The organism is Heliophilum fasciatum, from assembly GCF_004341395.1.
In the GTDB taxonomy this organism is placed as follows: Bacteria; Bacillota; Desulfitobacteriia; order Heliobacteriales; family Heliobacteriaceae; genus Heliophilum; species Heliophilum fasciatum.
This window is the reverse complement of sequence record NZ_SLXT01000006.1, coordinates 16,037-38,173: the sequence shown is the minus strand read 5'-3', so window position 1 is coordinate 38,173 and position 22,137 is coordinate 16,037. Positions and strand designations below refer to the sequence as shown.

Annotated in this window: 18 protein-coding genes and 5 tRNA genes; 15 read left to right on the top strand and 8 right to left on the bottom strand. The window is 50.9% G+C overall.

Going from position 1 to position 22,137, the window contains the following annotated elements; translation table 11 throughout:
* Window positions 1-36: 36 nt before the first annotated feature.
* From EDD73_RS04470 to EDD73_RS04425, 10 genes are all read left to right on the top strand, one after another.
* Window positions 37-624 carry a helix-turn-helix transcriptional regulator gene (locus tag EDD73_RS04470; protein WP_165876319.1) on the top strand — a complete coding sequence of 196 codons (588 nt, stop codon included), beginning with the start codon at window positions 37-39 and terminating at the stop codon, window positions 622-624.
* Between the two features lie 148 nt (window positions 625-772).
* A tRNA-Ser gene (locus tag EDD73_RS04465) sits at window positions 773-867 on the top strand.
* A 13-nt stretch (window positions 868-880) separates the two neighbouring features.
* Window positions 881-957, top strand: a tRNA-Arg gene (locus EDD73_RS04460).
* A gap of 184 nt (window positions 958-1,141) precedes the next feature.
* Complete coding sequence (locus EDD73_RS04455) at window positions 1,142-2,821, top strand: methyl-accepting chemotaxis protein (protein WP_131918578.1); 1,680 nt, start codon at window positions 1,142-1,144, stop codon at window positions 2,819-2,821.
* Window positions 2,822-2,979: 158 nt separating this feature from the next.
* Window positions 2,980-3,056: transfer RNA gene (locus tag EDD73_RS04450), tRNA-Arg, on the top strand.
* Window positions 3,057-3,073: 17 nt separating this feature from the next.
* Window positions 3,074-3,149 (top strand) — tRNA-Arg (locus tag EDD73_RS04445).
* Window positions 3,150-3,179: 30 nt separating this feature from the next.
* A complete protein-coding gene (gene tadA / locus EDD73_RS04440; RefSeq protein ID WP_131918577.1) occupies window positions 3,180-3,635 on the top strand; it encodes a tRNA adenosine(34) deaminase TadA in 456 nt (151 codons plus the stop codon).
* Window positions 3,636-3,651: 16 nt separating this feature from the next.
* A tRNA-Ser gene (locus tag EDD73_RS04435) sits at window positions 3,652-3,745 on the top strand.
* A gap of 348 nt (window positions 3,746-4,093) precedes the next feature.
* Window positions 4,094-4,285: a hypothetical protein gene (locus EDD73_RS04430; RefSeq protein ID WP_131918576.1), complete on the top strand. Its 192-nt coding sequence runs from the start codon at window positions 4,094-4,096 to the stop codon at window positions 4,283-4,285.
* Between the two features lie 292 nt (window positions 4,286-4,577).
* Window positions 4,578-6,257, top strand: a complete 1,680-nt coding sequence (locus EDD73_RS04425) for an S-layer homology domain-containing protein (protein WP_131918575.1) — start codon at window positions 4,578-4,580, stop codon at window positions 6,255-6,257.
* 126 nt (window positions 6,258-6,383) lie between these two features.
* Here EDD73_RS04425 and EDD73_RS04420 read toward each other — a convergent pair whose 3' ends face one another.
* Complete coding sequence (locus EDD73_RS04420) at window positions 6,384-7,538, bottom strand: aldo/keto reductase (RefSeq protein ID WP_131918574.1); 1,155 nt, start codon at window positions 7,536-7,538, stop codon at window positions 6,384-6,386.
* Window positions 7,539-7,570: 32 nt separating this feature from the next.
* Window positions 7,571-10,768, bottom strand: coding sequence for a response regulator (locus EDD73_RS04415; protein ID WP_131918573.1), 3,198 nt, complete (start codon window positions 10,766-10,768; stop codon window positions 7,571-7,573).
* Between the two features lie 272 nt (window positions 10,769-11,040).
* Between EDD73_RS04415 and EDD73_RS04410 the strand changes: the two genes are divergently transcribed.
* Entirely contained in the window at window positions 11,041-12,204 is a 1,164-nt protein-coding gene (locus tag EDD73_RS04410; protein ID WP_131918572.1) for an ATP-grasp domain-containing protein, read from the top strand.
* Here the strand turns inward: EDD73_RS04410 and EDD73_RS15070 are convergent.
* On the bottom strand, window positions 12,201-12,467 hold the full coding sequence (locus EDD73_RS15070) for a hypothetical protein (protein ID WP_207668810.1): 267 nt from the start codon (window positions 12,465-12,467) through the stop codon (window positions 12,201-12,203). The genes EDD73_RS04410 and EDD73_RS15070 overlap by 4 nt on opposite strands.
* Between EDD73_RS15070 and EDD73_RS04405 the strand changes: the two genes are divergently transcribed.
* Window positions 12,466-13,026, top strand: a complete 561-nt coding sequence (locus tag EDD73_RS04405) for an alpha/beta hydrolase-fold protein (RefSeq protein ID WP_207668809.1) — start codon at window positions 12,466-12,468, stop codon at window positions 13,024-13,026. The two genes, EDD73_RS15070 and EDD73_RS04405, sit on opposite strands and share 2 nt — an antisense overlap.
* A 109-nt stretch (window positions 13,027-13,135) precedes the next feature.
* Complete coding sequence (locus tag EDD73_RS04400; protein ID WP_131918571.1) at window positions 13,136-13,651, top strand: hypothetical protein; 516 nt, start codon at window positions 13,136-13,138, stop codon at window positions 13,649-13,651.
* Between the two features lie 57 nt (window positions 13,652-13,708).
* On the opposite strand, the gene EDD73_RS04395 is transcribed toward EDD73_RS04400, so the two are convergent.
* Together EDD73_RS04395 and EDD73_RS04390 are read right to left on the bottom strand one after the other, a co-directional pair.
* Window positions 13,709-14,626, bottom strand: a complete 918-nt coding sequence (locus tag EDD73_RS04395; RefSeq protein ID WP_131918570.1) for a DNA-3-methyladenine glycosylase family protein — start codon at window positions 14,624-14,626, stop codon at window positions 13,709-13,711.
* On the bottom strand, window positions 14,623-15,108 hold the full coding sequence (locus EDD73_RS04390) for a methylated-DNA--[protein]-cysteine S-methyltransferase (protein ID WP_131918569.1): 486 nt from the start codon (window positions 15,106-15,108) through the stop codon (window positions 14,623-14,625). The genes EDD73_RS04395 and EDD73_RS04390 overlap by 4 nt, the downstream gene beginning before the upstream one ends.
* Before the next feature lie 390 nt (window positions 15,109-15,498).
* Here EDD73_RS04390 and EDD73_RS04385 point away from each other — a divergent pair, with 390 nt between their 5' ends.
* Complete coding sequence (locus tag EDD73_RS04385) at window positions 15,499-17,568, top strand: PAS domain-containing hybrid sensor histidine kinase/response regulator (protein ID WP_131918568.1); 2,070 nt, start codon at window positions 15,499-15,501, stop codon at window positions 17,566-17,568.
* Between the two features lie 114 nt (window positions 17,569-17,682).
* Here the strand turns inward: EDD73_RS04385 and EDD73_RS04380 are convergent, their stop codons facing one another.
* The 3 genes from EDD73_RS04380 to rbr form a co-directional block, all read right to left on the bottom strand.
* The gene (locus EDD73_RS04380) at window positions 17,683-19,104 is read right to left on the bottom strand and encodes an ammonia-forming cytochrome c nitrite reductase subunit c552 (RefSeq protein ID WP_165876318.1); all 1,422 of its coding nucleotides are present in this window, start codon (window positions 19,102-19,104) and stop codon (window positions 17,683-17,685) included.
* Between the two features lie 51 nt (window positions 19,105-19,155).
* Window positions 19,156-19,605 (bottom strand): NapC/NirT family cytochrome c, encoded by a 450-nt coding sequence (locus EDD73_RS04375; protein WP_165876317.1) that lies wholly within the window; start codon window positions 19,603-19,605, stop codon window positions 19,156-19,158.
* Between the two features lie 183 nt (window positions 19,606-19,788).
* On the bottom strand, window positions 19,789-20,328 hold the full coding sequence (gene rbr / locus EDD73_RS04370) for a rubrerythrin (protein ID WP_264672909.1): 540 nt from the start codon (window positions 20,326-20,328) through the stop codon (window positions 19,789-19,791).
* Between the two features lie 405 nt (window positions 20,329-20,733).
* Here rbr and EDD73_RS04365 point away from each other — a divergent pair, with 405 nt between their 5' ends.
* Window positions 20,734-21,987 (top strand): MFS transporter, encoded by a 1,254-nt coding sequence (locus tag EDD73_RS04365; RefSeq protein ID WP_131918564.1) that lies wholly within the window; start codon window positions 20,734-20,736, stop codon window positions 21,985-21,987.
* Window positions 21,988-22,137: the final 150 nt, after the last annotated feature.

Here is a 22,137-nt window from a genome sequence, read left to right as displayed (position 1 = left end):
CGCCACAAACTGACTATGGAAGGATCCGCAATCACTATGAATAATCACAGCGAGCTTATTCATTGGCTATTACAAGACACCGGATTGACCCAGGTGGAGATGGCCAAACGCCTCGGCGTCTCTACGAGTTTAATTTCACGCATCGCCAAAAGCGAACGCAAATTGACGGTTAGCTTGCTTCAAAAGATCGCGCTGGAGTTTGATCTCTCACTGGAAATGCTTTATACACGGGCCGGTTTCTTTGATACCCAAGAACCCCGTTCCAAAGAAACACAACCGATATCGCCTATCCCCCATCGACAAACCACCGTGATGCCTTTGCATCCACCAGAGAGGTCGATAAATTCATTTGCTGCTTTTACTAATTCGCCTACAGTCAAACCGGAAGGAGTCCTCTCCCGAGAACAACTATCCTCCAGCAATAACCCACTACACCGTTTAGAGGAAAACCTCCTCCAATTGCTGAGTCAACTGCAGCACTTGGAGGAAAAACTACGATTACTGAAAAATCCGCGCTATGCCTTGGATTATTGTTTAGAGGGGCGTTTGACACCGGCACAACGGGAAAAAATTATTCAAATCGTAGAACTGGAACTGCGCTACACGGAACAGCAACAAGCATGAATCAAATCGGAAACAGGTTAAAATGATCCAAAATGCCAAAGTCCGTACAAAAGCAGGAAGCAAAATGCTGCTTGCTTTTTCCCCTTTTTCGGAGTATACTGTTATTCGCGGCAAGGTGATAGCCGCTTAGACAAGCTTGTCGTCATGTGGAGAGATGGCCGAGTAGGTCGAAGGCGGTCGCCTGCTAAGCGATTACACGGGCTTAAACTCGTGTCGCGGGTTCGAATCCCGCTCTCTCCGCCACCGAACCAATCATGCGCCCGTAGCTCAGCTGGATAGAGTAATTGACTACGAATCAAGAGGTCAGGGGTTCGAATCCCTTCGGGCGCGCCATATGAATTATCTAACTCCTGTGGGAACACAGGAGTTTTATTTTTTTTCATCGTCGGTTTGCACCTAATTGTTTGGATAATTGGTCGAATATTTTGTCAATTCAATAAAATTTGTTTATCAAGGTTGCGAATTTTGTTATACTAAACCCCATAACAAAATCCTATAGCGAAGGGGGCGAATACCCGTGGCCTTACCAATTACGCCAAACAAGGATGAGCGTGCGATCCTAAGCAGACCGGAAGTGGATAAAGCGCGTCAAGCAGTGTCGCAGGCGGCCCGCCGGTTAGAAACTTTACTTGACAGCCAGTCAATGGAAGCAGTCGAGGAGGAACTTCGCCATCTCTTCGATAGCTATCTGGGCAATAACGAGTATCTGGTTCTCGTCGATCAACAAGGTCATAGTCTTTTACATACCAATCGTCTACGTGAGGGCATGGTCTTTTTAGATCCCGTTGGCAAAGCAGCGGTGCAATCAGCAGTTCCATTAACTCAAGTTTACCGGCGCAATACCGGCGAAGTGCTCGTTGACGCCTGCGAACCGGTAACTGTAAAGGGCCAACGCATCGGAACCTTACGCATCGGCTGGTTAGTCCCAATGTCCAGTATGTCCACACCGTTGATGTTGGCAACCGTAGCGCCATGGGCACTGATGGCCCTATTGGTCGGACTGGGGGACGCTTTTCTACGCAGTACAGGTATGTCTGTTGGTGATTATGGAATGATGCTGGGCCTCATCGGATGGCTTATCGCACTGGCCTTGAGTATCGCCATGGCGCAGCGTTTACAAAGTCAACTGCGCTCCCTATTACAGGTGTCCTTACAGGCAACAACCGCGATCAATCGCGGACAATTGCAAACCCTGGTTGAACCTCCGGTACGCAATGAACTGGGTCAGATCGTCCTCGAAATGAACAAAATCTCCATCGGAATGAAAGGAATTCTCTCCATCGTCGATGGCGCCGCCCATGATGTGGAGTCTGCCTCCATCAGCTTAGCGGAGGCAAGCCAAGAAGTCGCCTTTGCCCATGATCAAATCGGCTCGGCCGTCGAAGAACTAGCGGAACAAACAGCCCATCAACGTTCCCGCCTTGTTGCAGCCAAGGATGGAACCGATGAAATTAACGCTACGGTGAAACAAATGTACCAATTAGCCGAGGAAGCCTGGCAAGCGGGACAAGCGGCTACTGCCGACGTTCAGCAAGGATTAGCAGCGGCCAGTGATGCGCGCGAACAAATGCAGTTGATTCGTTGCTCGGTCGATCGTTCACTGGCCATCATGGAGCATTTGGAACAACAGGCGGCACAAATCATCCAAATCACCAATACGGTCACCGGAATCGCGACGCAAACGCAGTTGCTCGCTTTTAATGCGGCCATCGAGGCGGCGCGTGCCGGCGAGCATGGTCGCGGCTTTGCGGTTGTAGCCGGCGAAGTCCATAATTTAGCAGATGAAGCCTCGCGGGCAACCCGTGAGATCATGACCATTCTTAAAGGGATTAACGGACAAATCGCCGAAGCCGTAGGATCGATGCATGAAAACCATGTGGCCGTCACCACCGGTAGTTCCAAAATTGAGGGCGTCGCTCGTTACGTCGATGAATTGGCCCAAGCAACAACGACGACCATGGAGCGCTTGACGAACAGTCGACAAATGGCCCACATGCTGGAACAAGAAGCAGCCACGCTGGCCGTTTCGATACGTGAGGCCCATGAAGATGCCCGGGTAATCGCCGATGATGCATCACGAATTGCAAAAGGGCTGCAACATCAAAGTGCGGCGACCCAAGCCGCTGCATCTTCAGCCCAACAGATGAAAAACAGCAGCGGCGCCTTGTTAAGTTTGATCCGGCGTTTTGCGTTTTAACTGGCGTTTTGCGTCTTACCGTTTGTGTTCTAACCATCCTTCTGCCCTTTTTCGGTCCGATCATCCCCTGCATTTTTATTGGCAAGGTCACAGCCATTGACAGAGGCACATCCATTTGCTATAATCACCTTCGCGGCACATGATGTGCCCGATAACTTGCGCCCGTAGCTCAGCTGGATAGAGTAATTGACTACGAATCAAGAGGTCAGGGGTTCGAATCCCTTCGGGCGCGCCATTATTTTTTTCAGGAGAGCCTCCGTAGCTCAGTGGATAGAGCGAGGGCGTCCTAAGCCTTGCGTCGGGAGTTCGATTCTCTCCGGGGGCACCAGGTAAAATCCTGTGAAAGGCGTTTTGCTTGATGCTGGATGACCGTCATTGGATGGACATGGCGCTGGCCGAAGCCCAAGCGGCGTTGGCCAAAGGTGAAATTCCCATCGGTTGCGTAATCGTTAAAGACGGACGTGTCATCGGCCGTGGTCATAACCTGCGCGAGGCGCAGCAAAGCCCCATCCTGCACGCCGAAGTGGTCGCGATTGCCGATGCAGCGCAGCATACCGGTGCTTGGCGCTTAGCGGGAACTACGTTGTATGTCACTGTCGAGCCTTGTCCCATGTGTGCCGGTGCGATTGTCTTAGCTCGTATTCCCCGTGTTGTTTTTGGGGTAATGGATCCCAAAGGTGGTGCCGGTGGTACGTGCTTTAATATCCTAGAAAGCCCATGGACAAATCACCGCGTATCCGTAACATCCGGTATTCGCGAGGACGAAGCACGCGCTTTGATCAAAGGTTTTTTTGCCGAACGTCGGCATTTATAATGGCATCGCATGTTATGGAGAGATGGCTGAGCTGGTCGAAGGCGCCCGACTCGAAATCGGGTAGGCCGTGATGAACGGTCTCCAGGGTTCGAATCCCTGTCTCTCCGCCATATTTGTTAATGATGAGCTTTGGAATTATTCCAGAGCTCTTTTTATTTGAATCAAATCCGGTTTTTACTTGTTACCCGTAACCAACCTCTCTCCGGTTGAAATCAATGGAAATAATTTAAATTCAAACGGCTATTGACAAATACTTGGAAATCCACTAAAATGATAAAGATGGATTGAATAACTAGGAATTAATAAAGCTGACTAGATATACTGGAAGCTGAGAGATACTGCCCTCAGGCATGTTCCCTGCAGCTTTTTTTCTTTCCATATAACCTACATTGAAACAAATGACCTGAAAATCCAGCAACAAATTTATGAAAAATATTTTTTTATGAGAGGTAATGATCTTGGTGAAGAAAAACGTGGACGCCAACCCATCCCTGCAGTATTTAGAAAAAGTATTGCGACAAAACAAAGGAAACCGCGGCTTGATTCGCTGCAGTCTCTACCGCGATAAGATCGGCCAATTTGTTTTAGGCGATTTAGGTCGGAAAATGCTCATCGCCGATAGCGGTACCAAACGAATTTCCGTTCACTAGATCGCCGGATACATCGTTTCGACCCTTTCATGTTGCCGGTTGAACGGTTTACTTTTTGGCAATCTCATCATTGAGTGTTGACGTAACGTCAATCTAGCAATTTACAGCCCTTTAAACGAAGATGAACTTGTGATCTTCATAAGGATCGCAAGTTCATCTTTTTTTATCGCCTGATTCAAGTGCTAATTGTCTGCAAATATACTATAATATTTGCGTGTTTTTTGTTTTTAGTCACCCCCGCTTATCAAAACCGGGGTATGCAGCTCAGTCATGAGAAAGGTGGCTTCGCTCTATGTTTGCGCAACATTTCCGCATCCTGTGCCGCATCATCATTACTCTTTTTCTCGTCTCCAGTTTCTGTCTTCCCGCGCTCGCTGCATCGTTTCGTGACATTGACGGGCACTGGGCCCAAGCTTGGATCGAAACCATGTATGATCGCGGGATCATTCAAGGTTATCCGGACGGAACCTTCCAACCGGACAAACGAGTAACGCGCGCTGAATTTGTTACGATGGTCAACCAAGCCTTTGATAAACTCAACCCCGATGCCACGGCCAATTTTATCGATGTCCGTACCTCTGACTGGTATTATGTGCAAGTTGCTTCCGGCAAAGATGCCGGGTATATCAACGGCTATCCCGACCGCACATTTCGCCCGAACCAATCGATCACCCGTGAAGAAGCAGCGGCAATCATTGCTCGTTTACTTGCCTTTAGCCCCGGCAACGAACAAATTTCCCACTTTACTGATGATTACGCCATCAGCGCCTGGGCCAAGCCCAGCGTCTTTGCGGTCTCAGAGCAATCGATCATGCAAGGCTATCCTGATGGACGCTTTCAGCCCAAGCAGTTTATTACCCGCGCTGAAGCGCTTGTCACCATTGCCCGGGCCATGAATGCCCTGCAGCCCACTGTTCAGCAACCAGTGCCCAAACCGGTAACACCGGAACTGCCCAAGCCGACGGTGCCGGAAAAGGACGCCCCGGAAGAAGACGGCAATAATGAGCAAAACCAAACCGGGAATAACAACGGTACCAATGAAAACGGCAGTAACGCCAATCAAGGGACAAGCACACCGGGAAGCACAACACCACAAACAGTATGGCAAATCGGGCCTTTCTACACCAATCCCACAGCGACCACATTACCGGGCAGTTCTACTGGCTCTACGGGCTCTACGGGCTCTACCGGCTCTACCGGCTCCACTGGCTCTACGGGCTCCACTGGCACTACCGACTCCCCCGTCAACCTGGTTGATAAATCGGTGCTTCAATCGCTGGTGACAACGGCCCAGAACAAACAAAGCAGCATTATTGAAGGCTCCCAACCGGGCCAATATATCAGCGGCACCAAAGATGCGCTTCAAGCTGCCATCAACAGCGCCCGCGACGTGCTGGCCAGTTTGACCACAACGCAACCGCAGGTGAATAACGCCGTTGATAACTTAAATACAACGCTGCGATTCATCGAAACGTCCAAAGTAGCCCAACCGCTCGGCAACAAACGGGCACTCCTCGGTGCCATTGATGTGGCCGAGACACGCCTTCACAACGCCGTAGAGGGCTATCAGGTCGGTAACTACCAACCCGGCTCCGGACTACTGTTACAAAGCGAAATTAACGTTGCCTATACCGTCTACAATAATCCCAATGCCAATCAAACCCAGATCAACAACGCCGTTATCGCCCTCACCAATGCGACCAACGCTTTTGAAATGCAGCGCCTGTTGACCCTCGAATTTCTCGGGTTACGCGCTGCCGATAGCGGTACCAACTGGTCGGTGACCATTCCTTTAGCCAAACTTCCCGGGGCAACGGCGACCTCCCAGGTTTCTCTTGACATTCAATGGGGTAATGTCAAGACGCCGATCTTGCTTGCCTATAACCCTGGTTTGGGGGCTTTTTCGAACAGTATGATCTCCCACTTCTACACAAGCGATCAAGTGAATCAAGCCCTTATTCGCCTCCGCTAACTTCCGGCATCCCATCGTAACACAGTCCTACCCACAAGTTTGATGTAACAAAAAAGTCCTGTAAAGCAAACAGGGTCAGTAAACTTCGGTTTACCGACCCTGTTTGCGATTATGGTATTCTGCTTGCTAGCTTTCCAATTCACGAACTACTTCTTTTAGCCTTTCACGAATCGGCAGTTGCTGCGGACAGATCTCCTCATAACGCCCACATTCGGTACAACCAGAAGCCCGTTCCGCCGGTGACAAAAAGGTTTGATAGGTCCAGCGGGCCCCCTTGATGTCATCATACATAGACGCATTATTAAGCTGTATAAAACTTCCCGGAATATCGACACCTAACGGACAGGGCATGCAGTAGCGGCAATTGGTACAGTCCACTTTAGTCCTTGACTCATAGATTTTCTTGACCTGCGCGATCAGGTCTTTTTCTTTTGCCGTCATTGCGTTGGCATAGCCTTGTTCGGCCGCTTGAATGTTCTCCACAACCTGTGCCATTTCATTCATGCCACTGAGCACGGTGCTGACCGCAGGATGATTCCACACATATTGCAGCGCCCACCCTGCCGGGGTCCGCTTTACTTCCGCCCGATCCCACAGTTGCTGAATATCCGCCGGGATTCGCGTCGCTAACCGTCCGCCCCGGAGCGGTTCCATAATCACGACGCCCATCCCTTTTTGGGCTGCATACTCCAATCCCTTCAGCCCCGCCTGATAGGTCACATCCATGTAATTATATTGAATTTGGCAAAAAGACCATGGGTACGCATCAATGATCTCCGGAAACAGCGGGTACTCGTCATGAAACGAAAATCCGGCATAGCCAATCCGCCCGTCGGCAATCGCCTGATCCAAGAAGGAAAACACATCAAGCTTCGTTACCTTCGCCCAAGTATCCTGTTGCAAACTGTGCAGCAGATAAAAATCAATCCGGTCCGTCTGCAACCGCTGCAACTGCTCATTCAATAACCGATCCATATCGCTGCGCGACCCGACCATCCAGCAAGGCAATTTGGTAGCGAGGTGGACTTTCTGCCGGTAACCGCCTTGCAGCACCTTGCCAACAAACACTTCGCTCATGCCTGGCTCGCCAAATCCCTTGCCATGGTACGGATAGGCCGTATCAATATAATTTACACCCTGATCAATGGCATAATGGATCATCTCGGTGGCCTTGGCTTCATCGATCTGATCCGGTTGACCATCGATGACCGGCAACCGCATGCAACCAAATCCCAGGTTCGAAACCTGCACCCCTGTTTTCCCCATCGCACGATACAACAATCCTGCATTCCCTCTTCCATCGGCAATCTTCTCTATCCTTCGCTACGGACCGACCACTGTTCCAGCATCCGCTTGATCGTGAGCGGGTCAATGGGCTTACTGATATAATCATTCATTCCGGCTTGCAAACATTTTTCCCGATCGCCATGCATCGCATTGGCCGTCATGGCGATGATCGTTACGGCTTCACCGCCTTGCATGGCTTCTCGTTGGCGAATTAAGCGGGTCGCTTCAAAACCATCCATGATGGGCATCTGACAATCCATCAAAATCACATCATAGGTTTCCCGTTCCGATGCCGCCAGGGCTTCCTCACCATTGACCGCCACATCCACAATATAACCCTGCTTCTTAAGTAAAAGACAGGCTAGCTTTTGGTTGGCTTTATTATCATCGACAAGCAAAATCCGTTGTGCAGACACTGACCCATCTTGTTGCTCCGCGGTCGGGGTCGGCGTCGCAACCGGACCATGCTGTGACCAAGCTCCCGGACGCGTCTTCGCTGCTTGCCCCTTCGGTTGCGATGCTGTCGAACGCGCCTTCGATGTTTGGCCCGTCGGCGGTGATGCTGCCGATCGCACCTTCGGCGCTTGCGCTGCGGGCGGTGATGCTGCCGACGCCGTTGGTGCCTGCGTTACCGGCGTCACCATTTCCGGCACCATTTCCCGCTTCTCAGGACGTTGCGGGCGCACTTGTTGCACTGCCGAATCGGTATCGGGTTTCGCGACCAGCGGCAGTTCCATCCAGAAATGGCTGCCTTGGCCCGGCACACTGGTCAGCTTAATCCGGCCGCCCATGACCTCCACCAGCTGTTTCGTCACCGTCAAACCCACACCAATCCCCTCGACGGTCTTTTGCTTGCTATGGCTGCGATGAAACGGTTCAAAGATCAATTCCCATTGATCTTGGGCAATTCCCAGCCCCGTATCCATCACATCAATCGCTACCGTCGCTTCATCGAGCTTCCGGCAGCCGACACGCACCGTTCCTTGCACTCGATTGTATTTGATCGCATTGGAAATCAAATTCAGTAGTACCTGTTTGACCCGGATCAAGTCGCCTTTGATCCATACACCTGACATTGATGTTTCCGGCTTCTGCAAATCGACATCCATTTTTTGCGCCATCGGTTGCATCAACGTGAGGCATTCATCAATCACGTCATCGATATCGATCGTTTCCGTTTGCAGTTCCAGCCGGCCCGATTCAATCCGCGACAAATCAAGCACATCATTGATCAGCGCCAGCAAGTGTTTACCGGCCTTTTGGATCTCCTGAAGATGATCGCGTTCGGATTCCGAAAGATCATCCGTATCCAATACTTGAGCAAAACCAAGAATCGCATTCATCGGCGTTCGCAATTCATGGCTCATACTGGATAAAAACTCCGACTTAGCCCGGCTCGCCTGCTCGGCCTCTTCCTTCGCTTGCACCAGTCGGTCCTGCATTTGCTTGCGTTCCGTAATGTGGCGAATCAAAATAGAAATCCGCGTCCCCGCGCCCTGATCCTTGTGAATCAGCGACGCTCGCATTTCAAACCAGCGCTCACCGCTCAGCGTTGGCAAAAAGATCTCCATCGTCTGCGCTTCACTGCACTCGGCGATGAGCTTGATCATCCGCCGCGCTTGCTGCCCCTTCTCACCGCCGATAATCTCATGCAGATACTGTTCCAACAACTGATCACGGGGACGGATTAAATAGTCGTCTCCCTGGGACCAAAGGCGAAGCAACCGACCGTCCCCATCGACTTCGATAATCAAATCCTCAAGGGACACGACCAATGCCCGCAATTCCGCCGCCTGCATCGCCACTTCCTCTTGCGCTTTCGTCAGATCCTCCGTGACCCCACCAAGGCGCTCACCCATCTGGGCCAGCAAGGAGGCCGTGTCCTGCAATTCCGTCACCGGAAAATTGGGCACCGGTTGGCGATATTCGCCTTGACCGATCCGTTTGAGCATTTCATCAATCGCCACCAACGGCTGCGAGATGTCCTGAGAAACACGCTTCGACTGGCGATAAAGCACCACGAAAAACACGGCATAGAAAAGCACCATCCCGCCCACCATCAACGCCCCGATACGCCACAACGCATCCCGTAACGTTTGCGCTTTTTCGTAAATATTGGCTTCCGGGACAAAGACCAGCAGCTTCCACCCGGTTTCCGTGACGGTCGACCACGACACCAATTTCTTTTGGCCGTTCATCGACAACGGCAACAGTCCCTCGTCGGCATCACGAACCTGCATCGCCAATTCCGCCACATCGGACCGTTTATAAAGGTTGAAAAAATCCGGTTTGAAGGTATTTTGCTCCACGGCATTGGCATATTGATGGGTCGTTAATTCTTGCAATCCCCAATCGTCTTCCCCCGATCCCGGTAGCGCCAGAATCGCACCGTCTTTGCCGACCAGCATGCCATAGCCATTCCAGGGAATATTCAGATTCAAGATCCCCTTGATGATCGTGTCGATCGTCATATCAATACCGACAACGGCTTCCAGCTTGTCCCCGTTGTACACCGGTGCAATGCATGACGCCATCCAACCGTTACCGGCCGGATCGAGATAAGCGTCAGTCCAACGCACCTTTTGTTCAGGATTATGTATAGCATCTGCTTCATAGTAAAAATTAAACGTGGTGATGTCTGTCTTTTTGGGATACTGATCCAATACCTCAAAGTAGGGATAGATGACATTGAGTGAATCAAAGGTATTGACGTACAGTGCCGCCACCAGCGGCTCGCTGTGCTTGAGCGTAGCCATTAACGGCTGCAAATGTAACAGTCGCGCCACCTTATCGCGTTCCGCCGCACCGACCGGGTAAAACCCACTATAAAAGACGGCCGAGCGATTTTCACCGCCATGCGTTGTGTAGTAGGCCCCATCATCGGTATAGGCCAGACGCGCAGCATCGGTACGATCCAACAGGGCCGGTAAATCCATGGCCCGTCGCGTCTCTTGCCGGTAAATCTCCGTTAACCGGGCCACGCGCTCCGTCTGCTGACCGATCACCGCCGCTTCTTTATTGGCTATCCGCCGCAGTTCCTCATCGGCCATCTCACGAACAACGATCGTATTTTCCTGCTTGCTCCACTCGTTTGAATAAAAATAAATACCGATAAAAATTAACTCGATCGTAAGAATCGGTATCAAAGCGGTCTTAAAATACGAGCGCCATATCCAACGAAACAAGGGGAGCTTTTTCATCCGGTTCGCCGCATCCTTGCGCAAGTTCTATCGCCTCACTTTTTCTGATCCGTGCCATCAAAAAGACTCCATCCTCATCTCAGTGTACGCGATGCCGCTAAGGCAAGCAAGTGAAAAAAAGAATATCATTGCGCTCAAAAATCCTAAAAGATGTATAAAAATCACAACGTTGTAGCAGGGATAACTATGTTTCATTGCGAATTGATTCTTATTCGCAGTGTTTCAACCATGAATTTCTACCTGTCCTTTGAGAAACACCATTTAAAAAATCAACTTACTTTGGCAAGGAGGCTTATATGAACATTATCTTCCTTTCCCCCCACTTCCCGCCTAATTTTTATCGGTTCTGTGTGCGCCTGCGCGAGCTTGGCGTCAACGTTCTGGGCATTGCCGACGAACACTTTGACCGACTGCGCCCGGAACTGCGTGAAGCGTTGAACGAGTACTATCGCGTTGAGTCGATGGAAGACTACGATCAACTGCTTCGTGCCTGCGGCTACTTTACCCATCGCTACGGCAAGATCGACCGCATCGACTCCTTAAATGAGCACTGGCTGCAACTGGAAGCCCAACTGCGTACCGACTTTAACATTCCCGGCATCAACGAAGCCGATATCGAGCAAATCAAACGCAAATCGAGAATGAAGCAAACGTACCGCAACGCCGGCGTACCGGTGGCACGGGGCGATCTCATCGCCACCATTGAAGACGCCCGCCGCCTGATCGATGAGATCGGCTATCCGGTCGTCGTCAAACCCGATATCGGTGTCGGTGCCGCCCATACGTACCGCATCAACAGCGACGAAGAGTTGGTCACCTTTTTTGCCGAAAAGCCGCCCGTTGAATACATTCTCGAAGAATTTATCGACGGCGACATCTGCTCCTTTGACGGTCTGACCGACAGCGACGGCAATCCTGTATTTATTACAGCCCATCAATACGGCGACGGCATCATGGAAACGGTCAATGAAGATCGCCATGTCTTTTATTACTCCATGCGGGAAGTTCCCGGTGATCTGATGGAAATGGGGCTGCGCACCCTGCGTGCCTTTAATCCGCGTTCACGCTTTTTCCACTTTGAATTCTTTCGCTCCCGCCAAAACGGCCAAATCATTGCCCTGGAAGTCAACATGCGCCCGCCCGGCGGCTTGACCGTCGATATGTTTAACTATGCCAATGATTTTGATATCTACGAGCAGTGGGCCCAGATCCTCGTCCACAATCGTTTTACGGCGACCTATGAACGCAAATATCACTGTGCTTATGTCGGGCGTAAATCCTCCAAACCCTACGCACACAGTCACGAAGCGATCCTGGACCACCTTGGCTATATGATCGTTCATCATGAACCGATTAATTCCATCTTCAGTCCCGCTCTCGGCGACTTTGGGTACCTCATCCGGGCAACCGATATCCACCGGATTCATGAAGCGGTTGCCTATATCCACGAGTTGTCTTAACTCCGGAATCTTTCAAGAATCGAGGTTTGACCATGAACATTGAGTACCACCGCCACTTTTTCAGCCATCACCTCAATCAAGTGATGGAGTATAAAGTCTATGGGCACGCTGGCAAGCCCGTAATCGTTTTTCCAACCTCCGGCGGCCGTTTTTATGAGTACGAAGATTTTGGTATGGTTGAAGTCTGCCGCCCCTTTCTTGAAAGCGGACAAATCCAGCTTTTCTGCGTGGACAGCGTGGACAGCCAGTCTTGGCTCAACCATGACGCCCCCCCCGGAAGCACGTGCCCGGCGCCACAATGACTATGATCGCTATATCGCCAACGAGTTTGTTCCGCTTGTCCGAGCACGCCTCGCCTGCGAAGGACGGCACGGACAGAAATTCATGGCCACCGGGTGCAGCCTCGGTGCGTACCATGCGGCCAACTTCTTTTTCCGCCATCCTGACATCTTTGACACGGTGATCGCCTTGAGCGGTCCCTACAGCGCCAAATTCAGTGTCGGCGACTTTATGAACGAAGACGTCTACATGAACTCACCGCTGTCTTATTTACCGAACCTTACCGATCCGGCCTATCTCGAACCGCTACGCCAAAGCGAGATCATCATCGCTACGGGGCAAGGCCGCTGGGAAGAAGAAATCATCCCCGAAACAAGGGCGCTCCAAGCGATCCTGGAGTCAAAAAACATCCCGGCCTGGGTAGACTTCTGGGGCTATGACGTGGATCATGACTGGCCCTGGTGGCGCATTCAAATGCCCTACTTCCTCAGCCATCTGCCCAATTTAAAGCCTGCCGCTCCCTTTTCCCTCCAAGATCCCTGATGCCTTGACTGCACCCAACCGGCCGTGTAAGTACCATGAGCGCCGCCCGCGCTCTAACGCAGGGGTGAAGCAGCGGTCTGTGGGCTTGTCTTGAAGGATGTGATCAACGATGACCATTTTTCCCACGAGCGATCTCACCCGTCCGAGCACCCTTGACGACGTGCAGCGTGCCTTGGTTGCCTTACAGGAACTGCTGTCCCGAGACAAGCCACTGTCCACGGTGGAACGGGATGCTGCCATTTTTCGCTTTTCGTTGGCGCTGATCGCCTTGATGAGTATATTTGAGCGCATGCTCGATCGGGAAGAGGCTCCGTCGGCGCAGGAACGGCCGTTACTGACACTGCTGCAACAAGACCCGGATGCGGTCGAATCGGTCAAATACTTGCGCATCTGCACCGATGCCTATACGCAGGCCACCAACCGCTATGATGAAGCACTGTTACACCAACTGTTTAAGTACCTGCCCCCGCTGGCGACGGAACTGCGTGCTTGGGTCGATCGCCTCCAAGAACTGCCGCCGCTCTCGGCGACATTAACGCCAACAGGCACTTCGCCGGACGACGCCACCCCACGTCCCTTCTCTTCACCGAAGACCGGTCCACGCAACGGTAAGCTCTACAATTGATCGCCAATGAATGCCGGTGCACTTCCTCTGCGCCGGCATTTTCTTTGGACGCCGGCATCACGACTCTACCCCGGTACGCCAAAGATAAAAGGTAGCATAGGCCTCCCACCCTTGCCATAGCTCGGCGATACGCATTAGTTCTGTGGGGCTAGGCTTTGCGGCCAGGCCCAACTGCTTTTTCACGGCATTTTGCAAGCCCACATCGCCGATCGGATAGGCTGTTGGTTGTCGCAAGCAGATCATCAGCACATAGTCGGCGGTCCAGGGGCCGATTCCTTTCAGCGCGAGCAACTGCGCCTTCATGGCCGCCGGTGTTTCTGCCGTTGCTAACCGGGCTTTACTGATCTGCCCGTCCACGATCGCCTGGGCCACACCAATCAGGTAGGCCGCTTTTTGCCGGGAAAACTGCAGCGGTAATAAATCATCAATGGACAACGATGCCATCTTTTCCGGTAACGGAAACAACCAGTGGCGCCGCTCACCATCATCAATGAACTCCCCAAAAGCCTGGATCAAGCGCGCTTTGAGCCGGTAGGCAAAGGTCATATGGATCTGCTGGCCGATGATCGCCCACGCCAGTGCTTCAAACAGATCGGGAATGCCGACCAGATGCAACCCCCGGTAGGCTGCGATAGCCGGTTTCAGCACCACGTCCTGGGCGGCCAGCTCGTAAAAGGGGCGAAGATCCCGGTCCAAATCCAGCCACGCTTTGACATGGGCGGCCGCCGCTTGCGCATCGGTCGCTGCAACGGAGCCATCGTGCCCAACCCAAGAAACCCGCAATGTACCGGCCGCCGGAGCTGTTACCTGCAGTACCACCGGACGCGTATCCCCGCGGATCGCCTGGTAAAGCGCTCCCTCAACAATTTGATAGCGGCATTCCAGTGGAAACAACGCCATAAAGCGCAGCTGCTCGGCAAAGGAAAAACTTGGCGGTGTACTGATATCCACCGTAACATTGCTGATGATTTTCACGATAGCATCGCCCCTTCCAGTTGCAATAGCTGCGCCTTCATCCCGGTGTAGCTTCCCATGTAGCCAGTCAGCTTGCCGTTTTTGCCGATCACTCGGTGACAGGGAATCAAGATGGGCAACGGATTATGATAATTGGCTTGTCCCACCGCCCGGTAGGCGCGCGGGCGCCCAATCTCCCGGGCGATATCCTCATAGGTTCGTACTTGTCCATAGGGAATCTGCAACAACGCCTGCCAAACTTGACGATAAAAGTACGTTCCTTCGATCACGAGCGGCACGGTAAACTGCCGGCGCTCACCGCGGAAATACTCCTGCAATTCCTGTCGCACACCGGCGCAGCGTTGCCGGTCATGAATGCTACTGTGCCGCTGCAAGTAGGTTTGCCAATCATCTTCCCGAAGGGCCACTTTGCAAACACCTCTTTCTTGCAGCGCCACATAAATCGTGCCCATATCGGTGGACAAGTCATCATAATAGATCATCGAGTTCACCCCTTGCTCCCTAAAAATTTTTTTCCCGACTTGCTTTTTCTCTTGAATAAACTTCCGTAATGTTCTATAAATATTACTTGGGAGGTGAACCATAATGGAAATCGTAACCGGACCCTGCCATGTTTGTGCACACCGTGCCAAGTGCTACCGTGCGGAAACGGAAGTATGTGTATTTGAAAAAGACGTTCATGCTGATATTCATGACGAAGAATAAGTAAGGCTATTGTACATAAAGCGCCCCTTAGGGGGCGTCTTTTTTTCTCTTGCCAAGAGCACAAAAAGTAATCTTTTTGCCAGAATTACATTTTGTACGTTATAATAAATATATTCATAATCGTGTATTCATGCATAACAGTCCAATAGAGCGAAGGAGCATTTCTCATGGCCAAATCGCAAGACCTATCGACGAGGCCCCTTCACGGACGTCCTGCATCATACCGCCTTGTCCGGGACGCAAAAAAAGTCGCAGAAAGGGCCCAGCAATCAAGGGCAACCCAAGCGGCTTCCCAGAAAAAGTTCGAGCGTTACTACGAAGCTATCGCATCATCCTTCGAAGGCTTCTTGATGATCGACAGCAATGTGCGGATTGTCGACTGCAACGGGGCCCTTTGCCGCCTTTTGGGTTACGAGCGTAATGAACTGATCGGTAAACTGGTTTTTGATCTAGTTTCCAAAGAATCAGTGGATATCGTGGCCCAGCAACTGAAACTCTTTTCCGTCCAACCCCAGCGCGTGTATGATCTGACGATGAAAACTAAATCAGGCGATCATGTCCCCGTTCGCCTTCACGGATCTGCTCACCTGGATGCATCCTCCCGCTTACGGTACTTCTACGCCTTTGTTACCGACATGAGCGATAGCAAAGGAATGGAAAACGACTTGCGTCTGGCCAAAGAAGCCGCCGAAAAAGCCGATCAGGCCAAAAGCGACTTCCTGACTACCTTGAATCATGAAATTCAACAACCGCTGAACAGCATCACCGGCATTATTGAACTCCTTTCCGATACATCGCTTACGCAAGATCAACGGGAGTTATGTTTGTCACTGATGCAGTCTTCACAATTATTGCTGACGCTCATCAACGACATCGTTAATTTTTCGAAAATGGAAACCCAGCGCTTTGAGTTGGAACCAGTCGATTTTGATCTTCACCAGTTGGTTCGTGAAACCACCAATATCCTGGTGGCGATGGCCACCGAAAAAGGCCTGTCCTTGAATTTGCGTATCGATCCGACGATCGCACCGCAGGTCCACGGTGATCCATCCCACTTAAAACAAGTTCTTTTAAATCTCATCGGCAATACGATTAAATTTACCGATCATGGGTATGTCGACATATCGATGACAGTTGTGGATCAACGGCCTTCCATACAAAAGATCTGTTTCACCATTCGAGGCACCGGGAACACCCTCACGGAAGAAAAACAAAAGGAATTGTTTCAACCTTTTATCGAAGAAAATAATACCACCGACCGCCGTTTAAATCTCCCCGGGTTAGCCTTGTCCATCAGCCAGCGGCTCGTCCAGTCGATGAACGGCGAGATTCATATCCAAAGCCCAAAGGGCCAAGGGCTGCTGATGTGGTTTGCCATTCCCTTGCAACGTGCGCAAGACAACCAGCCCCCTGCTTCCGTACAAGCCCTGGATGACGCTGACCATCAACAGCCCACCGTCCACAACATCTTACTTGTCGAAGATAACCCGCTCAACGTGACCATCGCTTCCACGCAGTTACAAAAATTGGGCTATTCCGTAACCCTGGCGGGCAATGGCCGCGAAGCGCTTGAGCAAGTTGCCCAGGGGGACTATTCTCTCATCCTGATGGATTGTCAAATGCCGCTCATGGATGGCTATGAAGCCACTCGCCGCATCCGGCAAACGGAAAAAGGCAAAAATATCCCCATCATTGCCATGACCGCTTTTGCGATGCATGGCGATCGGGACAAATGTCTCAATGCCGGCATGGACGACTATCTCTCCAAACCCGTGAGCAAAGCCATTCTCCAAAAAACGTTGAGCCGTTGGATTCAAGATCAAAAAACAGCACCCGCCCCGCCAACCGGCAGTCGAGCCTTTGCTCATATCCCCAGTGTTGACTTCCTTACCATCAAGGAATATCAGGTCATGGAAGGCGATGATGATCCGAATCTCGTTAATCAATTGCTTCAAATGTTTTTAAAAGAGTCCTCCGTACTGTTGACGCAACTGATCACCGCCCTGAAACTTACCGATATTCCGGCGATCATCAAACTGGCCCATAGCCTTAAATCGGCTTCCTCGGCCTTAGGTGCCTTGCGACTGGCCGCTATCTGTGCACATTACGAAGCCATTGCTCGCGCTAACCATCTCGATCAAGCACCGGACCACGAGGTACTTCAAGGAGAGTGGGATGAAGTCAACCGGATTTTCAAAGGGATCCTCACGCAGGGCCTTCCGCGTTCCTTTACCTAAAAAACCGAAGCCGATCACCGCAATGACCGCTGTTGCTGTGCCATACAAAAAAACGATCGCCGCGCTCCTGACTGCATAGCCGCAGACAGGAGGCGGCGATCGTTTTTAGGGGCCTTATTTCCAGCTCAGATCACCGGCGGGCCTCTTCTCCCCTTTGTCTTTGGGCCATCCTTTGGTAGCTAACCGTTCATTGATAAATTCACTATAGGGCGTTGCTGCCGGAATGTCGTGGAAGTTACCGGCTTTGGCCGCCGCCATTGTGGCTTGATTCGCCAGATCGATCGATTTGGCGAGTGTGTTCATGGTCAGCGGCGTGTTATGGAAGCCCATCGAGTTTTCAGCAGCGACAAAATCCCAGCGCCACTGGGCCGAGCGATGAAGTTTGCGGGCTGCCTCCAGATCGGCATCGGTCGCGCCGGCCTGCATCGCTTTTTCAATCGATTTGGCGGCCACTTCCGTCGCCGAACCGGCTTTGTTCAGCAACTCAAAGGTGAGATCCTGTTTATTAATCACATAATTGCGTAGCGTTTCTGTGTCTTCCCGGTGGCAAACCACACAGGATTGCTCCATCTGTTTCAGCGGTGACGTCCACTGGTGGCTGGAGATCTTTTGGCCGCCTTCTTTGATATAGGGCATGTGGCAGTCAGCACAAGAAACACCATTAACTTGGTGAATGGATCCTTGATAAGTTTCAAATTCCGGGTGCTGAGCTTTTAACATGGGCGTTCCCGCCAGGGGATGCTTCCAGTCCTGAGCGAATTTATTTTCGGTAGCGGCAACTTCATTGTAGTATTGCTCGATCGCATCGGGAGTAAAGCCTTTCTCCCAAGGGAAGGTCACTTCGCCTTGACGACTGGGGTTAAAGTAATATTCCACATGACACTGGGCACAAACATAATCACGCAGTTGTTTTTGCGTTGCTTTGGTCACGTCTTCGCCACGTTCTTTCATAGCCGCAATAAAGGCCGGTTGAACCACACGCAGTTTCATCGTCTGCGGATCATGACAGTTGGCGCAGGTCATGCCGTGATTGACATTTTTGAGGTGCTCTTCCACCGGTGTGGAATAATAGTCAAGGCCCATTTTTTGAATCATACCGGGCACTTCGGCACTTTTACAAGTCAAACAGGAGCCCACTTGCTTTTTGCCGTTCGGTAAGCTGGTCACCCGTTTGACGGTTGCAATGTCGCGCATCGCGTAGACGTGGCCGCGATCTTCGTTATATTCCAAGGAAAAGGGGTAACCGGCAAAGAGGGTACTTAAGTACGGGTATTTTTCCAGGTGGCTGTCCTTCTCCAAATTGCCACCATACTTGGTGCCAAAAGAGCTCATCTCGGCGTTTTTCATAAAGGAGTCGTAATGATGGGGGAAGAGGTTCGCAAACTTTTGCAGGTCCATTTCATCGGCCGTCAAGCCGGTGTCGATGGTCCCTACGGTCGACTTGGCTGCCGGCTTGCCGCATCCGCCGACGGCCATGATCATAAAAGCCATCACGAGCAGCATACATCCGGCGAGTATCCATTTTTTACGGTGCATCGATTTCTCTCCTTTCCTGTACGGTAAGAAACGTTGCATGGACAACCCCCATTATGTACTGGGCCGTTCTCTTCCATGGGGGGTTGAACGGTGGCAATCAAAACAGTAATTGCCATCTGATTCGGCCAGTCTTGTTTTTTCTACAAGATCGTCATGGCAACGGAGACAGTTGCGCTGCGTCACCTCTTTGCTGGATGGGATCATCTTCAAGTGATCCGGCGGTCCGATAATATTGACATAAGCATGGCGGGCACCGGCGGTAGCTTTAGAGTAGGTCTTCGCCAAATAATTGCGCTGGTCCGTATGACAGTCGTTACATCCGGCGACTTCGCGATGCGATGAGTGGCTCCAGGACCCCATGTAGTTGTCCATCACATGACAAGTTCCACAAAAGGCCGAATCTTTGGTGACAGCGTGCATCGTTGCCGTTGCTGCGCCGGCCAGGGCCAGTGTTATGCCGGTGGCCAGAACAGCAACTTTGATTTTCTTCGTCAAATCCACCCCTACCTTCCCTCCCTTCTCCCCACTTTGTTCCTTGTTGTTTTTTATTCAACACCGTTCGAGAAAATCCTTTTCAGCACATGTCCTTCGTCTCGTATCCATTCAAACAAGCAACCGCCATTCAAAAAAGAACAAGCCATGGAACCCCTCATCGCGGGATCCCATGGCTTGTTCTTTTACTTCTTAATAATTTTTGCAAGTAAGTTCAAAATAGGCTTGGGGATGGGCGCAAGTCGGACAAACCTTCGGAGCCTCTGCTCCTTCATGGTGGTGTCCGCAAACCCGGCATTGCCAGGTCTGGGCTGTTTCTTTCTTGAAGACGGTACCGTTTTCAAGATTTTTCAGCAGATCATTATAGCGCTCTTCATGCTCTTTTTCGATGTCAGCCACGCGCTCAAACAATGCGGCAATATCGGCAAATCCTTCGGCACGGGCTGTTTCGGCAAACTCTTTATACATGGAGGTCCACTCTTCATGTTCGCCTTGGGCTGCGTGCTGGAGGTTGGTTTTGGTATCGCCAATCCCTTGCAGCAACTTAAACCAGATTTTAGCGTGCGCTTGTTCATTATCGGCCGTGTCCTGGAATTTCGCGGCGATTTGTTCGTATCCTTCTTTTTTGGCCACACTGGCATAGAAGGTGTACTTGTTCCGGGCCATGGACTCACCGGCAAAAGCAGCTTTCAAGTTCGCTTCTGTTTTGGTACCTTTTAATTTTTCGGTCACAGACAGTCCCTCCATATCATCCAACGATGAATGTTTACTATTTTATATATAAATTAAATGCCAAAGTGAAAAATCCTTCTTGGGTCTGCCTTTTTAGTTCTACCTATAGCATAGAATATCCCATTGTCCTCTTGATTATTATCATTCGGCGGCTATGATCCACGAAATTTTCCGCTGTAGCCGATTGGCTTATTTTCAACGAAAGGAATATGGCCATGCCTGCCAAATACTAACGATAGTGCGATCATCTTTAGTTCCTGAGCCGATTTGTGTTAGCGGGTTTCGTTTTGCATATGCTAACCAACGATGCTTCCGACGATGTTATCAGAGGAAGCTATCCGATGATGTTATCCGATGATTCTATTCGACAAAAACGATGGGAGGTGATCTTCTACGAACGCCACCATGTCTGTGAAAAATAAATTCAACAACCCGTTTTCCTCGATGAAGCATAAAAATTTCCGATATTACTGGCTGGGCATGTGCGTTTCGCTTATTGGCACCTGGATGCAGAATATCGCCCAACCATGGCTAGCCTATAGCTTAACCAAGTCGCCCTTTTTGCTCAGCTTGGTCGGCACCCTGCAATTCACACCGATTTTGTTTTTTTCACTCTTTGCCGGGGCCATGATCGATAAATTTCCTAAAAAGCGCATCCTTTTATATACGCAATCGGCCTCACTTATCATTACCTTGCTCCTGGCCTTGTTGGTATGGACAGAACAAATTCAGTATTGGCACATCCTGACGATGTCCTTCGCCCTCGGTGTCGTCAATACCCTTGACATGCCGTCACGACAATCGTTCGTGATCGAACTGGTCGGCAAAGAAGATCTGATGAACGCTATTGCCTTGAACTCGATGGCCTTTAACACGGCCCGGATCATCGGCCCTGCCATCGCCGGATTGATCATGGGGTACTTTGGCATCGCCTTTTGCTTTTTTCTCAACGCGATCAGTTTTGCCGCCGTTTTATGCAGCTTGTTGTTGATCAAGCCAAGGCCCATCCAAACAAGTTCGATCCAAACAAAGTCCAGCCAAAAACACTCCCCCAAAAAGACGAATCTATGGGGAGAAATCAAAGAGGGACTTGTCTATATCTATCACCAGGAAACGATTTTCAACACCTTAGTGGTGGTCGCCATTGTCGGCATGTTCGCCACCAATTTCAACGTGCTGGTCCCCGTTTTCGCCAAAGAAATCCTGGCCCAAAATGAAACGGGCTTTGGCCTCCTCATGTCCTTTGTGGGATTCGGATCGTTGTTAGGGGCATTGGCGATCGCCACATTCAATCAATCAGGCCCGAAAAAATCCGTGCTTTATCTGGGGCCCTTCGTCGTCGGTGCCTTTTTGATTATTACCGGGTTTACTAACCTGTTTTTATTGACCGGAATCAGTCTGGCTGTCGCCGGATTCTTCTTTATTACCTTTATCTCCAGCGCCAATTCCACGCTACAGCTTCATGCCAGCAATGAATATCGCGGCCGGGTCATGAGTGTGTATACGTTAGCTTTTGTCGGTGCAACACCGTTGGGGAATCTTTATGCGGGGATGTTTACGGAACATTTTAATGCCCGCATCGGTTTTACTGCTTGCGGTGTAGCCATCATGCTGCTGATGCTCCTGCGACTGGGCTATAAACGAAAACAAAAGCCATGAAGCACACAGCGTAATCATGGTTTTAATAACAGTCAACCAAATCATCGCGACAGCATGCCGTGCCGCGCTAGCCCTACCCTTGTCCTAGATAAGAAAAACTTAACTACTCAAACGCCCTATGAGGTGCTACTATAAAAGCGAAAGTGAAAT

What these genes read in the sequence shown, in the direction of transcription:
- EDD73_RS04390 (WP_131918569.1), bottom strand. Translation starts at nt 15,108, where the DNA reads ATGATCTATTATGATGACTTGTCCACCGATATGGGCACGATTTATGTG.
- tadA (WP_131918577.1), top strand. Translation starts at nt 3,180, where the DNA reads ATGCTGGATGACCGTCATTGGATGGACATGGCGCTGGCCGAAGCCCAA.
- EDD73_RS04400 (WP_131918571.1), top strand. Translation starts at nt 13,136, where the DNA reads ATGACCATTTTTCCCACGAGCGATCTCACCCGTCCGAGCACCCTTGAC.
- EDD73_RS04365 (WP_131918564.1), top strand. Translation starts at nt 20,734, where the DNA reads ATGTCTGTGAAAAATAAATTCAACAACCCGTTTTCCTCGATGAAGCAT.
- EDD73_RS04380 (WP_165876318.1), bottom strand. Translation starts at nt 19,104, where the DNA reads ATGCACCGTAAAAAATGGATACTCGCCGGATGTATGCTGCTCGTGATG.
- EDD73_RS15070 (WP_207668810.1), bottom strand. Translation starts at nt 12,467, where the DNA reads ATGGTTGAGCCAAGACTGGCTGTCCACGCTGTCCACGCAGAAAAGCTG.
- EDD73_RS04425 (WP_131918575.1), top strand. Translation starts at nt 4,578, where the DNA reads ATGTTTGCGCAACATTTCCGCATCCTGTGCCGCATCATCATTACTCTT.
- EDD73_RS04385 (WP_131918568.1), top strand. Translation starts at nt 15,499, where the DNA reads ATGGCCAAATCGCAAGACCTATCGACGAGGCCCCTTCACGGACGTCCT.
- EDD73_RS04405 (WP_207668809.1), top strand. Translation starts at nt 12,466, where the DNA reads ATGACGCCCCCCCCGGAAGCACGTGCCCGGCGCCACAATGACTATGAT.
- EDD73_RS04470 (WP_165876319.1), top strand. Translation starts at nt 37, where the DNA reads ATGAATAATCACAGCGAGCTTATTCATTGGCTATTACAAGACACCGGA.
- EDD73_RS04410 (WP_131918572.1), top strand. Translation starts at nt 11,041, where the DNA reads ATGAACATTATCTTCCTTTCCCCCCACTTCCCGCCTAATTTTTATCGG.